This is a genomic window from Clostridium sp. YIM B02551, assembly GCF_022324735.1.
Lineage (GTDB): Bacteria > Bacillota > Clostridia > Clostridiales > Clostridiaceae > Clostridium_T > Clostridium_T paridis.
Genome location: NZ_JAKGTF010000013.1, coordinates 124,924 through 140,239 on the forward strand (window position 1 = coordinate 124,924; position 15,316 = coordinate 140,239).

Sequence of the window (15,316 nt, forward strand, 5' to 3'; positions counted from 1 at the left end):
TTCTAATGCAAAAAGTTGAATGGATATATAATAGGATTAAAGCGATGTCTACAGAGGAAATATTATACAGAATATATAATGTTTTTAAAAATAAAAAAAACAAGATAAGATATAGAAATAATTATTTTATAAGTGAATTTATGATTAATAAAAAAATAGATATTGATAAAATTGATTATAACTTAGAGCAAGTATTTAAGTATCCCAATTATGTAGAGTTTAAATCACGGAATGAGAATAATTATGAAGTTTTTAATGAATTCATAAATTTAGATAAAAGTATCAATTGGCATATGGGAATGTATTCAGATTGGGACAAAAATGAATATTCAAACGATATAGAATTTAAAAATAATGAAATTGTTGGAGATATAAGATATACATGGGAAGTAAATAGGCATCAGTTTATGCCAAATCTTGCATTGAAATATAAGACGACTGAAAATGAGTACTATTTTGAGTTATTAGCTAAACATTTTGATGATTGGATAAATAATAACCCGTTCTTGAAAGGAATAAATTGGTCTTCACCTATGGAGATTGCAATTAGATCGTATCAATGGCTTATAGTATTTTTTTTGCTAAAAGATCAAAATAAAGAAGAATTTCGAGAGAAGTTAATTAAATCTATTATTTTTTCAATAGATTATGTTAGTAATAATCTCTCAAGCTATTCATCAGCAAATAATCATTTGATAATAGAAGCTTATATTTGCTCTATCATAGGTTATGTTACAAAAGATGTATATAAACAACAATGGTTTGAAAATGGATATAGAATACTTGAAGCACAGATTCCACTACAATTTCACAAAGATGGAGTAAATAAAGAACAAGCTTTACATTATCAAGCTTTTGTGATAGATGCACTTTTACAGTATAATTTTTTCCTTAGAAAAATAGGGAGAAAATCTTTAAATGAAGATATTATTGAAAAATCTTTGATATTTATGGGGAGTCTGCAAGTTAATAAAAAAAATTTTGAGTTTGGGGATAGTGATGATGCAAAATTAATAAGCTTTTCCCTAAAAAAATCAAATTATTATGAATATGTTCTAGAATTGGGATCAATATATTATGATAAAAAGTTTATACTATTTAATAGTATATTGCCTGAAGTGCTCATGATATCTGGTATATCGAATATACCAAAGTTTGAATATAGCTATGATGAGTATAAGATATACAATGAAGGAGGATATGGAATAATAAAAACTGAGGAAACTTCAGTATTATTTGATTTTGGGGAGTTAGGTTTTGGATCACTTGCAGCACATGGTCATGCAGACTCATTATCATTTATTTATTATTATAGAAATAAACCTATATTTATTGATGCAGGAACTTATATATATAATATAAAACCAAGAATGAGAGATTACTTTAGAGGTACAAGTGTTCATAATACATTGTATTATCAAGGAAATAATCAATCAGAGATTAAAGGTCCATTTTTATGGGGAAAAAAAGCTCAAACGGAACTATTAAATTATAAAAACAATAAAGAAATTTGTAGTTTTATCGCAGAACATAGTGGGTATCATCCTAACATTCATAGAAGAAATTTTAGGTTTATAAAATATAATGAGACAATTGTAATTGAAGATTTTTTTGATGAAATTGCAGAAGTTAACTTTGTATTATCACCAGAAAGCAGTATTTCTTGCATAGAGAATGATATATATGAGATTACTAGTGGCAAGGAGAAAATATTTTTTTATAGTAGTGATTTGATAGAAATTAATAACATTAAAGTCTCAGATGGTTTCCTAAGGTTATGCAATTCAATGATAATAAGTGTTAAACATAATTTTAGTGCAAACTCTAGTTTAAGTACAGTAATATCACCAAGTATTGAATATATCAAAGACTATATGAAAGGGGAGGATAGTGTTGAAAACAGTAAAACTGTTTGATTGTGATGTGGCAGCATTAACAATGGGTGAAACAATAAATGAAATTGAAAAACTAATTGAATTGAGGATACCTTCTCAGCATGTGGTTTTGAATGCGGGAAAGGTTGTGTTAATGCAATCAAACTCAAAATTAAAAGAGATTATTAAGAGTTGTAAGATAATAAATGCAGATGGTCAATCAATTGTATGGGCATCTAAATTATTAAAAAAAAAGTTGCCAGAGAGAGTTACTGGAATTGACTTAATGGAAGAACTTATAAAACTTTCAGAAATGAAGGGATACGGTATTTATTTTTTTGGGGCAAAACAAGAAATCGTTCAAGATGTTGTTAAAATTTATAAGAATAAGTACCCACTATTAAAAATTGCAGGTTATAGAAATGGATACTTTACAGAAAAGGATATGCCAGAAATTATTAACGATATGAAGAGTTCTAAAGCTGATATTCTTCTGGTTGCATTTAGTTCTCCTAATAAGGAATACTGGCTATCAGAAAATATTAATAAAATCGAAATTCCATTTTGTATGGGAGTGGGTGGCAGTTTTGATGTAGTATCAGGTGTTACTAAAAGAGCACCTATTTGGATGCAAAAAGTTGGACTAGAATGGTTCTATAGATTTGTACAGGAGCCAGGTAGAATGTGGAAAAGATATTTAGTTGGAAACAGCAAATTTGTGTCAATAGTTATGAAAGAGTTGCTTAATCATAAATAAGTTAAAAACATTTAATGGATTTTAGTATTTAAAGGAGGAAGTTTATGATAAAAGGTAGCATATTAAAAAAATTAAATACTAATATGCCAGATATAATTAAACGTATATTTGCAAAATATATTAGAAGAAGAGTAATTTTAAATAAATATTTTATGAGAAAAATTGAAGAATTAAATGAATATTATCATTTAAATGAAGCAGAAAAGGAAGAATTAGGAAAAAAGCAGTTGAAAGAAATACTCATATATTCATATGAGAAAGTACCATATTATAAGGGGTTATTTGATAAGTGTAAATTCAATCCGTACGAATTAAATTCTGTAAGCCAGATGAAATGTTTACCCATTTTATCAAAAGAAAAAATAATAGACAATTTTAATGAGTTAAAGTCTGTTGAAGACATTAATTGCTATTTAGCTTCAACTGGAGGGAGCACTGGAAAACCTTTAAAAGTTTTACTTGATACAAAGTCAATATATGAAGAAAAGGCATTTGTATATAATTATTGGTCAAAATTAGGGTATGATTATAAAAAATCCCAAATTATAACATTAAGAGGAGTAGAGTTTGGTAATAAGATTTACAAAGTAAATCCTATAGATAATCAGTTGATTTTGTCACCCTTTAAACTAAATAGAGAAACTTTACCTAAATATATTAAAATAATAAATAAATTTAATCCAGAATACATTCATGGTTATCCTTCAGCAATTTATAATTTATGCAGATTAATTAATATAGAAAATGTAAAGCTCAAGGCTAGAATAAAAGGAATATTTTTTGTTTCAGAAAATATTGATGAAATAGAAAAGAAGTATATTGAAGATACGTTAGGTTGTAAGAGTTTAATTTTTTATGGACATTCTGAAAGAGCAACTTTTGCGGAGCAATATGATGATGGATATAGATTCAATAATTTATATGGTATAGTGGAGTTTATCCCCGAAAAAGATAAAGATCATTATAGTATAGTTTGCACTGGATTGATAAATAGAAAAATGCCACTAATCAGATATAAATTAGACGATGTTGCTATAATAAAGAATGGGAAAATTGATATTGTTGGACATTGGGATAAGGAAATGCTAATAGGGAAAAATGATGAAAAAATATCAATGGCTTCAATAAATTTTCATAGCAATGTTTTTGAAAAGATAAAAGCCTATCAATTTGAGCAATACAATAAAGGGGAAGTCATTTTAAAGATAGTTGAAGATAATAAATTAAATGAAAATGATATAAAACAAATTAAAAGTGCATTAGATTTAAAACTGAAAGGAATAATTAAATTTACTATAAAAATTGTAGATAGTATAGAACTTACTAAACGAGGAAAACATAAGAAAATTTTGCAACATATTGTTTAATATCGTGGAAATCATATATTGAGTATGTATTTAGAATATTGATACTATTATTTAGGATATATATATATGTTTTCTTTTTTAAATCAAAAGTTGTATATTATCAACTCTAGAGCTTGACAGTATACAACTTTTAATGTTATATATTTTTAACTACATATTTTTTAGAATTATAAAATTTTAGCTTAGAGGTGGTAAAATGATTTGTAAAATAGCTAGATTTCAAAAAATACCCATTATAGGAAGTGTCTTTAGATTGTTATTAATAATAATTGGAGTACATATACCTAAGAGTGTTACCCTAGGTAAAAATATTTTATTTCCACATAATTCAGTTGGCACAGTTATACATCCATATACAACAATTAAAGATAATGTGAAAATATATCAAAATGTAACATTAGGAAGAGCAGATGTGTATTTAGACTATTCTGAAAGCAAGATGAAAGAAATAGTAGTTGAAGAAGGTGCTATTATTTGCGCTGGTGCAAAAGTACTCTGTAAAGAAGGTACATTAGTAATTGGTAAAAATTCAATAGTAGCTGCAAATGCAGTTCTTCTTAGTTCTACAAAAGAGAATGAAGTTTGGGGAGGAAATCCAGCAAGAAAGCTTGGAATGCGCAAAAAAGTTAGCTAATATAGTTTTTATATGTTATAGCTATTTATAGTAGCCAAAAGAAGCTTTACATAAATAAATAATATATTAAAAATAATATTGAGATTGACACAACTGGTAGGGTATAAAAATATACCCTATTCTTTTTTATTATCTATAGTTTCAATGGGTTTAAAGTGGTACAACTAAATTAATATACTTATGTAATAGTGTAAGAGATAGTAAGGGTATGATATCAATCCTTATGATACAATTCGGGGAAGTGTGCCACAAAAATTGATTTAATACGTACTAGAAGTTAAACAAATTGAATAGAGGTTAATCTTAAAATATATAAGTTTATTCCTAAAAGTTCTAAGTTTGTTTATTTGTAATTAAGTGATTGTAATTTATATAGAATATCATTTAGAGTTGTTAGATTTAAAAGTCCAGATAGTACTTATGAAACAATTATCTTTAACGTGTTTATAACACATAAACAAAAAAGGGAGAGAGCCAAGTGAACCTTAAAGATTGATTCATATTAGTAAATACTTTTTTTAGAATTTTGAAGATAAAAATTCACAGATGTTGAAGCTGTAATTAAACAAAATAAAAAGTCAACTAAGGATGTTATTAATACTCTTAGATGACTTAAATAATATTCAATCTGTAAGCAAATAGCAGGGCAAATTCTTCCCTCTTTAGTTTGTAATATATTGCTAGTGTGAACTATTTTGCTTTATCCATTTTCCATTTTCAAAATATTCAAGTTCATTATTATTTTTTCTATAAAATTTATTATTCATATTTTCTTTAATAATTATCCTTGGCTTGTCTAATACTACAACACTATTATTGGGGACATTATTAGTCACTACACAGTTAGCTCCTATTCTCACATTATTCCCAATAGTAATATTGCCAATTATTTTAGCTCCAGCCCCTATATAACAATTATCACCTATAGTAGGAGAACCTTTTCTACTTGAATCTTGTAATGTATTAGAACCTATTGTAACTTGCTGAAAAATAACACAGTTTGTACCGATAGTAGCTTCACCAGATATAAATATTCCTCTAATTCCATGAGGGAAACATGGAATATCTTTAAAATTACTATTATAACCTATATAACTTCCTTTTTTATCAAGAAACAATGTGTAGATTGATATAAAATACTTCTTAATAAGTCCAGTAGAAATGTTACACTTTCTTTTAATGTTCCATATACCTCCGTGAAAATTGATCATAAATCTCAACACTTCAAATACCTCCATTTCTTAAATATAAGTATATTATAAATTATAATGCTATTGCAATCCTTTTCCAAACTGTAGTTCTTATATAGTTTGTACCTGTAGCTAAAGTATGTTAGATATACATAAAACTCAGTAAAGTATTTACATCTGTTCATATAAATTCATCAAGTTTACTTATGAAATTGGCTCATTCACATAAATAAAAGAAATATCATGAGTATTAATTTAACAATTACAGACTTATTAGGTCTATATTAATATGAATATACGCGTGAATAAAACCTATTTAAAGCTATTAAAAATAATTGTGATATCCAACTTTATAAAAATAAATTAAAACTAAAATTAAGTTTGATGATTACTATTAAATATGTCACTCTGCACAATAAGCCTAAATAAAAGAATTTATTAATTAATTGTAGTTTATTACCATAAGAAATAAATAATTGAGAAGAGGGGGAGAATTTTCTAACTTTAATAAGCGAAGAAAATTAATATTGCAAAGTTAAAAAAGTTAGGTATGGAATTATACCTAACTTTTTTACAAAATTTCAGTTAAAATGCTGAGGCTTAATAGAATTTTACACGAAACAGTAAATTAAATTTTCAATATGCTATAAATTTATTGTTATTTAAAGGAAGCATTACAGTATCTATATTAGGAATTAAACACCCTATATCTTTAGTTGGCTTAGTATTTCATTGTAAATAATAGTAAATAGAAACTATCAATATTAGATTTGATGGTTTTTATTTTTTTATATAAACCGCCACATTCTTAACTTGTGTTCATAATTAAAGATATGGTATCATATACATATTGTAAAATAATACCAAACGAGGTGGAAAATGGAAGGGGAAAAAGGAAAGAAGAATAAAATTAATATGAGAATAGTGCTTATTATAGCTAATATAATAATGTTTATTGCTGTGGTTATTGTTATTGTTATTGGTAGTAAAAATTTTAATAATAACATAAATAAAAGTATGTCAGCTATTTCAAAAACAAATATACAACAACAATCAGTAGCTGTAACTTTTATTGAAGATGATGCTACTAAAAATTTCTCGTCTAAATGGCAATCTATACTGGATCAAAAGAAAATAAGTATCTCTATAGCTGTCATATCAAGTAGTGTTAACACTCATAATTATATGAGTGTTGACGAATTAAAAGGATTATATTCTAAAGGATATGATATTTTATCAGAAACTAAAAGCTATAAGCATTTAGATACTTTAAATACCGATGAAATACAATCAGAATTTCAAGATAGTCAAAGTTGGCTTGCTAACAATGGATTTGTAACAGGAAATAAAGTTGTTGTTTATCCCTATGGAATAAAAAATACGGATACAGATATACAAAATATAGCTAAGCAATACTATGATTACGCAATAAATATAAATGATAGCATTAATTCCATTCCAATAAAAAATAAAATGAATGTATCAACATTAGATGTTAATACTACAGATTTGGACAGTTTAAAAAAAGAAGTGGATAAGGTTTCTAAAGATGGTGGATGGTTAATTCTTTCAACACACTCCTCTTCGGATGACTTTAATAAAGATACAATCACTAATTTAATAGATTATATTTCAAGTAAAAATATTAAAATATCGAAAGTAAGTGACGTAATTACTCAATTATAGGGTTATTTATATGAAAATTTTATACATCAAAGGAAAAAATATTGACAACAGATAAATAAGTAGATATACTTCTTATATGGTATATAATAACTTATAAAGGAGTAAATAAAATGTTTTTGTTGTTTTATTTTTTGGTTCCATTACTATTTTTAAATCCTAACTTTAAGAGGGCAACAAAGGGAAATAATATTTTTAGATACATAGTTGGATTTATATTTTCTTTTGTAATTTTTTATGTGGCAAACAGAGATAAAAGTATAAGTTTAATAATCTCGATAGTAGGATTTGTAGGCATATTTCAGATTATTATGGCTTTAATTGAAGCCGGATTAAGTTACACAAATAGAAGCCTACAGGGAAAGTTTCCTAAAAAAATAGTCTTAGCTTCAGTAGTTTTAGTAGTTGTAGCTGGTATTTATAATACGGCACCTTTCTCTATAGCAAATGCAAAGGGACTTTATGCTATGGTAGGAGCAACGGAGAGTACTGCAAAATCTCCAAAGGCTAATACTGAAAATATTATAATAGTACCACCAGAAACAGCTTACTATCAAATGCAAAACCTAATAGGCTCTCTGCCAAATCCAAGTTTTTATAAAGTAGGTCAATTGAATTTAACGAAGACTCCTACTGGAGCATATTACGTAGCTCCAGTTGAATTTGATGGAACAATAAAAGCTTTATTAAATAGACAATTACCAGGTGTTATTTATGTTTCAGCAGAAAGACTAGAAGAGCCAAAACTTATAGAAGTAAGTTTTAATCATAGTGAATCACTATTATTCAATAATAACATCTATAGAAAGATGAGAAGTGCAAAGCAGGATTCTGTCTTGCTAAACACAAATGTTGAACTTGATGATAACTTAAATCCATATTATGTGGGTTCATATGGTCACTATAAGTTTGGGAGAACTGGAGATATAGTTGATGGAGTCATAACATATGACTTAAAGACTGGTGAGACAAAAACTTATAGTAAGGAAGAGGCCCCTAAGTGGATAGATCAGATATACACCTATAATGTAGCAGAACAATATAATCAGTATTTCGGATTATATAAGAAAGGCTTTATTAATTCTAAAATAGGACAAAAAGAGGTTCATATTCCAACTGCTTGGAGTTCAGGCGTGGATCTAAAAGGAATGGAGATTGAATCGAATCAAGTAATTCCTATAGTGGGAAGTAATGGAGAGATGTATTTCTTTACAGATCATACAAATACCTCAGATAATTCTACAACTATGACAGGATATACGCTTATGGATTCAAGAACAGGGGAGATGATTTATTATAAGACTCCAGGTCTGTTAAATGGACAAGGTGCTATGAATGCAGTAGAAAAACTTTTAGGTGCTGATAAAGCTAATTGGACTACATCACAACCAATATTATACAATATCTATGGAGTAGATACTTGGATAATACCAGTAATAAATAAAACAGATGGATCTTTCGTAAAGCTTGGTCTTGTGGCAGCTGAGAGTAAATATGCTATTTTAGCAGATAACAAAGCAGATTTACTAGATTCTTTTAAGAAGGCAATAGTAGAAGGAAAGATAAGTGAATCCTCAGATGCTAAAATTGATAATAATGCATCTACCATTAAAGAGCAAGAAGCTACAGGAAAAATATGGAGAATAAATCAAACAACAGAAGAAGGAAAGGCCATCTTTTACATTAAATTAGAGAATAATGATAAAATATTTATGATTAACAAGAATGTAAGTGCAGATGTAGTTTTGGCAAGGGATGGAGATAATGTTACTTTAAAATATGCTGATATGGAAAATCAAACAATATTATCAGTAACTTCCTTTAAACTAAATAAATAGTATAATGCAGGAGCCAAGGGTTCCTGCATTTTTTGCATGGAACTAATAGAATTTTCTTAAAATTCAATAAAAGGAAGTTATTATTATAAGCTATGGTATAATATTAACGTTTTGAATTATTAAATATTAGGAGATGAGTTTTTAGTGTTAGTTCCAAAATCCATTACGTGTTTTAAAAAGTATAATAAGGAACAGTTCTTCAAAGATTTTATATCAGGAATCATAGTAGCAATTATTGCGATACCTTTGTCTATTGCATTAGCGATTGCATCAGGAGTATCGCCAGAAAAAGGACTTTATACAGCGATAATTGGTGGCTTCATAGTAGCTTTATTTGGAGGAAGCAGAGTTCAAATAGCAGGGCCAACTGGGGCTTTTGTTGTTATAGTATATGGAATTATAGAAAAGTATGGGATCCAGGGTTTAATAATATCTACAATTATGGCAGGTATTTTTCTTATAATCATGGGATTACTTAAGTTTGGAAGTTTATTGAAATATATACCTTCAGCTATAACCACTGGATTTACAAGTGGTATTGCTATTGTAATATTATCCACCCAAGTAAAGGACTTTTTTGGTTTAACTATAAAAAATGTACCTTCAGACTTTGCAGGTAAGTGGATATCTTATATATCAAATATAAAAACTTTGAATGTGAATAGTCTTATAATTTCAGTTATAACCCTATTAATTATTATTCTTTGGCCAAAAGTAAATAAGCGTATTCCAGGGACGTTTGTAGCTATTATAGTAGCAGTAATAATTAATATGGTTTTAAAGCTTAATGTAACTACAATAGGGAGTGAATTTGGTAATCTTTCTTCTTCATTTCCAAAACCAATATTCCCAAAGGTTAGTTTAAGTACTATTGAGGATCTTATGATGCCAGCACTTACAATTGCTATTCTTGGTTCTGTTGAATCATTATTATCAGCTGTTGTTGCTGATGGAATGATTGGCGGTAAACATCGTTCCAACATGGAATTAATAGCTCAAGGTTTAGCTAACATATTTTCAGGAATTTTTGGAGGAATACCAGTTACAGGAGCAATTGCAAGAACTGCAGCAAATATTAAAAATGGTGGAAGAACTCCAATGGCAGGAATAATACACTCCTTAGGTGTTCTATTTATAATGATGATATTTATGCCATATGTTAAGCTTGTTCCAATGGCTTCACTAGCAGCAGTGTTAGTTATGGTTTCATATAACATGGGAGAATGGGAGGCATTTAAAAAGATATTTAAAGCACCTAAAAGTGATGCGATTGTATTCTTAGTGACCTTTTTCTTAACCATGTTTTTAGATTTAGTGGTAGCAATCGGAGTAGGTGTTGTGCTTTCATCATTCTTATTTATGAGAAAGATGGCAGAAATATCAGAGGTTAAATATTTATTAGATGATTCAGAAGATGAGGATGTAATTGAATTAGTGGATAATGTAAGTACTCCAGAGGATATTTCGATTTTTGAAATAACTGGACCATTTTTCTTTGGAGCAGCAAACAAATTTGTTAATGCAATAAGGGAGATGGGAAATCCATCAAAAATATTAATTATAAAAATGAGCAAGGTTCCGTTTATGGATTCTACGGCATACCATTCCTTTGAAATGTTATATGATATTTGTAAAAAGCATCATACAAAATTAATTATATTAGATGCTCAAAACCAACCTAAGGAAATGCTTAGAAAGTATGGGTATGTAGATATAATTGGAGAAGCGAATTTTTGCAGTTCAATTACTGAAGCCATTGAACAAGCAAACTGGTTAGGCGATGGCAGAGAACAGAGTGCATAGTTAAAGGATAAGAACTTAATCAATTAAGAAGTAATTTTAATGTAGTTATGAACACAAAATGAATTAATCTATGTCGAAGAATTAAAAAATACAATGAAATTTGTAAAAAGCTAAATGATAAATTGACGTATTCTGGAAAATAGTATATGATAATGAGTAGAAACATTTATAAAATGATATAAAATAGAGTTTATATGAATAAAAAAAAAATTTTTATAATAAACTATTAAATTTATTTTAAGTTTTACGAAAATTAATATATACATATATATGAGAGAATTGGAGTGCGTGTTGAAATATGGATTTGTTTAATAAAATTGAAGACCTAGATGACATAATTCTTATGAGATGCATTATAAAAAAAGATTGCGGAGATTACTTTAAGGCAGAAGATTATAATGGAAGAAAGTACATAATTGCAAAAAACAGAACATCAAAAAACTTTAAAAGGGGTACTGACGATACTTTCTATGCTTATAAAGAAAGCGTTGGAATGCTTTTTAAAAAGGAAATATACTATCCAGTTAGTTCGGATGAGTATTTTAAATTAAAGGATATTTTTGAGGAAAAGCAATAGAGAAAAATCTATTGCTTTTTTGCTTTGGATATTTCTATAAACATCAAAAAAGGTTATAATATATTGAATTTATAAATTGAAGAAATAGGGTGGGACAATGAAAAGCAAGAAAAAGAAAATATTAATTGTTGTAGTAGTACTAATTGTTGCTGTAGTTGGCACAGTATTTTTTACTGCTAATCAATTTTTGAGTAAGGTTAAAAAAACTAGTATTTCTAAAGATAATGAATCCTTAGGCGTAACAGAAATAAAGGGCAGTGAGGTGACAAACATTTTACTTCTTGGAGTTGATGGTAGTAACAAAATGACTGATAGTATAATGGTCTTGTCTATTGATAAAAAGAATAATGAAGTTAAGGTAACTTCTCTATTAAGAGATATGTATATTTATAAGCCGAATGGAGACAAGCAACAACTAAATCATGCTTACATAAATGCAGGGATAGAATTTGCCATAAAAACTGTAAATTTAAACTTTGGTCTTGATATTAAAGACTATATTATGGTTAATATGGATGGATTAATACATATTGTTGATTCCTTAGGGGGCGTAGAAGTTAATATAAAAAAAGAAGAAATACCATATGCAAATGGATTCATTAATGATTTAAAGTTATTATATAATATTCAGGGTGATTATGAATTAAGAAATCCAGGAGTTCAAAATTTAAATGGAATTCAAGCAGTTTCTTATTCTAGAATAAGAAAACTTGATAGTGATTTTGAAAGAACCGAAAGACAAAGAACAGTATTGAATGAAATTTTTAAGAAAATTAAGAGTAAAGGTACATTGAAGTTACCTTCTATCGCCTCTTCATTACTACCATATGTTGAAACGAGCTTAGATAATAGATCAATTATATCTATTGCTAGTACAATTGTTTCATTTAATAATAAAGAAATTAAGCAGTACAGAATTCCTGTAGATGGCACACATAAACTATTAATTTTAAATGGATTGTATCTTGAAGATGTTGATTTAGAAGCTAATAAGAAATATTTACATGACTTTATTTATGAAACAAAGTAAAATAGAGTTCAGAGATTAAAGTTCAGTTTTAAAAGAATAAAAAAGGGGTGTTAGTATGTTTAGAGAAATGAGAAAAAAAGAAAGAGAAATATTGAAAGATGATATAGTTAAAATTTTAGATCACGAAAACTATGGTATATTCTCTGTTACTGGTGAAAATGGATATGCTTATGGAGTTCCAGTTAATTATGTGTACCTGAATGAAGCTATTTATTTTCATTGTGCAAATGTTGGGTTTAAAATAGATTCTTTAAGAAAGAATCCTAAGACTTCATTTACAGTTGTAGGAAGTGTTCAAGCAGTTCCAGAAAAGTTTACCACAAAGTATGAAAGTGTAATTGCTTTTGGAGAAGCTAAAGAAATATCAGGAACTGAAAAAATTGAAGTTCTAAAGGCATTTATCAATAAATATTCAAGTGATTTTAATGAAGAAGGAATGAAATATATAGAAAGAGCCCATGAAGTTACTAATATAGTAAAAATTGAAATTCACTATATCACTGGTAAGGCTAGAAGATAATAAAATAATATAGTAATCTTGAATAGTGGAAGGTGAAAACATGAGAAAAAAGAAAATAGGAATAGTTCCTAATTTAACGATTATTTGTGATGGACGCGTTGTGGGTGACGAGAAAATACAAGTTAATGCTGATTATGCCAATGCTATTTCAAAAGTTGGAGCAATACCAATAATATTACCAGTTATAAATGATGAAGACTATATAGAAGAAATAATTTCTTCCCTTGATGGAGTTGTACTTTCTGGCGGTGGTGATATAAATCCTTTATATTACGGAGAAGAACCAAAGCCTTTGCAAGGAAGCATTAGTGCAGCTAGGGATGAATTTGATTTAAGAGTTATTAAAAATGCATTAAATTTTAATAAAGGAATTTTAGGAATATGCAGGGGAATTCAAGCTATAAATGTATTTTTTGGAGGATCACTTCATCAGGACATAAGTTATGGATATAAGGATTACCTAAAACATTCTCAAGTAGGAGATAATGATATTGCTACTCATACTGTTGATTTTATAGATGGTGGAAACTTAGTGAAGTTATTTGGAAAATCTATAAGCACTAATAGTTTTCATCATCAATCCATAAATAGACTGGGAAAAGATTTAATTGCAACTGGGTTTTCAAAGGATGGAGTTATTGAAGCCATTGAAATGCAAGGAAATAATAAGGTGTTTGGAGTTCAATGGCATCCAGAGAAAATGAGAAATAATGATGACATGACTAGAATGTTTAAATATTTTATAGATTTAGTTTAAAATATTATGAAGTAACTACCACTTTAGGAAAAAATAATAAAGAATAAGTAGTTTTATAATGGTTAATATAATAGTGTAAGCTTAAAGAAATTAATTTTTCTTAGGAGCTTACAAAAATCCATAAGCCAAAGGAGGAAACCGCCATGTCAAGAAAATTAGTTCCCGATGCAAAAAATGGTCTAAGTAAATTTAAGACAGAAATAGCTAGAGAACTTGGTGTTCCATTTAGTGATTATAATGGAGACCTAACAGCTAGACAATGTGGTTCAGTTGGAGGCGAAATGGTAAAAAGAATGGTAGCCGAATACGAGAGCCACTTGAAGTAGAGAGAGCTAAGGGTTAGCCTCTACGGAACATTATTTACTGGTAATCATGACTTTGAAATTTTAGGAGGGATTACTATGGGAGAAGTTCCACCAGAAAGTTTAAGTTTATAAGCTACCGAGATCTTTTCAAGAGAGAGTTAATAATCTTTCTTGGAAAGATCTTTTTAGGTTATAAACCTAGATTTCCATTCATATATTTTCATGTGAGACATAAATAATAAAGTGTAAATCTTGAAAATGTAAGGAGTGGAAAAATGAAAAAGTTTTTAAAGATAGTAGAAAATGTAGTGCTATGTATATTGATTATTTTATCGATAATTTCTGTTGGTTCTTTTATAAGTTCAAAGATATCAAAGGATACTGTGCCAGGAATAGGAAATGTTAAATTTTTATCTGTATTAAGTGATAGTATGACTCCTACATTTAAAGCTTATGATCTTATAATAGATATAGAAACTCCTATAGATAAATTAAAATCAGGAGACGTCATTACTTTTAAAAAGAGTAATACTTTAGTTACTCATAGAATAGTGGATGTACAGAGTAATAATTCAGAAGTTTTTTATAAAACAAAAGGTGATGCAAATAATGTTGAGGATGAAAAGCTGGTTAATTCAAAGGATGTAGTAGGTAAGTATAAGTTTAAATTACCTTATATGGGTCTTATAATTACAATATTTAAAGGGCCGATTGCACTTGGAGTGATTTGGATATTAATTCTCTATGTGATCATTAAGGAAACTACAGCATTTATTAAAGAGAAAAATAAGAAACTTGATGGTGATAAATATATAGAAGCGTCAGAAAGTGAAGTCATAAATGACACAACGAATGATATAGATATTAATTAGTTTTAATATATAGAAAAAAGCCCTTATCTTGATTCAGAATAAAATGTACCCTATAGAATAGACAATTTAAAAAAGCCTATTCTATGGGGTACTTTTATGTATAATAGAA

General features: G+C 28.0%; 14 protein-coding genes. 13 read left to right on the forward strand and 1 reads right to left on the reverse strand.

Annotation, left to right across the window (positions count from 1 at the left end):
* Positions 1–5 precede the first annotated feature (5 nt).
* From L1S47_RS16115 to L1S47_RS16130, 4 genes are all read left to right on the forward strand, one after another.
* Entirely contained in the window at positions 6–1,916 is a 1,911-nt protein-coding gene (locus tag L1S47_RS16115; protein ID WP_238884688.1) for an alginate lyase family protein, read from the forward strand.
* Positions 1,891–2,631 (forward strand): WecB/TagA/CpsF family glycosyltransferase, encoded by a 741-nt coding sequence (locus L1S47_RS16120; RefSeq protein ID WP_238884689.1) that lies wholly within the window; start codon positions 1,891–1,893, stop codon positions 2,629–2,631. Before L1S47_RS16115 ends, L1S47_RS16120 begins: the two co-directional genes overlap by 26 nt.
* A 44-nt stretch (positions 2,632–2,675) precedes the next feature.
* Positions 2,676–3,998 carry a hypothetical protein gene (locus L1S47_RS16125; RefSeq protein WP_238884690.1) on the forward strand — a complete coding sequence of 441 codons (1,323 nt, stop codon included), beginning with the start codon at positions 2,676–2,678 and terminating at the stop codon, positions 3,996–3,998.
* A gap of 196 nt (positions 3,999–4,194) precedes the next feature.
* Positions 4,195–4,632, forward strand: coding sequence for a hypothetical protein (locus tag L1S47_RS16130; protein ID WP_238884691.1), 438 nt, complete (start codon positions 4,195–4,197; stop codon positions 4,630–4,632).
* A 680-nt stretch (positions 4,633–5,312) separates the two neighbouring features.
* Here L1S47_RS16130 and L1S47_RS16135 read toward each other — a convergent pair.
* The gene (locus L1S47_RS16135) at positions 5,313–5,855 is read right to left on the reverse strand and encodes a DapH/DapD/GlmU-related protein (protein ID WP_238884692.1); all 543 of its coding nucleotides are present in this window, start codon (positions 5,853–5,855) and stop codon (positions 5,313–5,315) included.
* An 846-nt stretch (positions 5,856–6,701) separates the two neighbouring features.
* Here L1S47_RS16135 and L1S47_RS16140 point away from each other — a divergent pair.
* The 9 genes from L1S47_RS16140 (at position 6,702) to L1S47_RS16180 (ending at position 15,207) form a co-directional block, all read left to right on the forward strand.
* Complete coding sequence (locus tag L1S47_RS16140) at positions 6,702–7,508, forward strand: polysaccharide deacetylase family protein (protein WP_238884693.1); 807 nt, start codon at positions 6,702–6,704, stop codon at positions 7,506–7,508.
* A gap of 110 nt (positions 7,509–7,618) precedes the next feature.
* Positions 7,619–9,343, forward strand: coding sequence for a hypothetical protein (locus tag L1S47_RS16145; protein WP_238884696.1), 1,725 nt, complete (start codon positions 7,619–7,621; stop codon positions 9,341–9,343).
* 144 nt (positions 9,344–9,487) lie between these two features.
* A complete protein-coding gene (locus L1S47_RS16150) occupies positions 9,488–11,146 on the forward strand; it encodes a sulfate permease (protein ID WP_238884702.1) in 1,659 nt (552 codons plus the stop codon).
* Positions 11,147–11,444: 298 nt separating this feature from the next.
* The gene (locus tag L1S47_RS16155; protein WP_238884705.1) at positions 11,445–11,723 is read left to right on the forward strand and encodes a hypothetical protein; all 279 of its coding nucleotides are present in this window, start codon (positions 11,445–11,447) and stop codon (positions 11,721–11,723) included.
* A gap of 97 nt (positions 11,724–11,820) precedes the next feature.
* The gene (locus tag L1S47_RS16160) at positions 11,821–12,753 is read left to right on the forward strand and encodes an LCP family protein (protein ID WP_238884707.1); all 933 of its coding nucleotides are present in this window, start codon (positions 11,821–11,823) and stop codon (positions 12,751–12,753) included.
* A gap of 55 nt (positions 12,754–12,808) precedes the next feature.
* The gene (locus tag L1S47_RS16165) at positions 12,809–13,273 is read left to right on the forward strand and encodes a pyridoxamine 5'-phosphate oxidase family protein (protein WP_238884709.1); all 465 of its coding nucleotides are present in this window, start codon (positions 12,809–12,811) and stop codon (positions 13,271–13,273) included.
* Between the two features lie 40 nt (positions 13,274–13,313).
* Positions 13,314–14,030, forward strand: coding sequence for a gamma-glutamyl-gamma-aminobutyrate hydrolase family protein (locus L1S47_RS16170; RefSeq protein WP_238884716.1), 717 nt, complete (start codon positions 13,314–13,316; stop codon positions 14,028–14,030).
* A gap of 143 nt (positions 14,031–14,173) precedes the next feature.
* A complete protein-coding gene (locus L1S47_RS16175) occupies positions 14,174–14,356 on the forward strand; it encodes an alpha/beta-type small acid-soluble spore protein (RefSeq protein ID WP_202767928.1) in 183 nt (60 codons plus the stop codon).
* Positions 14,357–14,610: 254 nt separating this feature from the next.
* Positions 14,611–15,207, forward strand: a complete 597-nt coding sequence (locus L1S47_RS16180) for a signal peptidase I (protein ID WP_238884718.1) — start codon at positions 14,611–14,613, stop codon at positions 15,205–15,207.
* Positions 15,208–15,316: the final 109 nt, after the last annotated feature.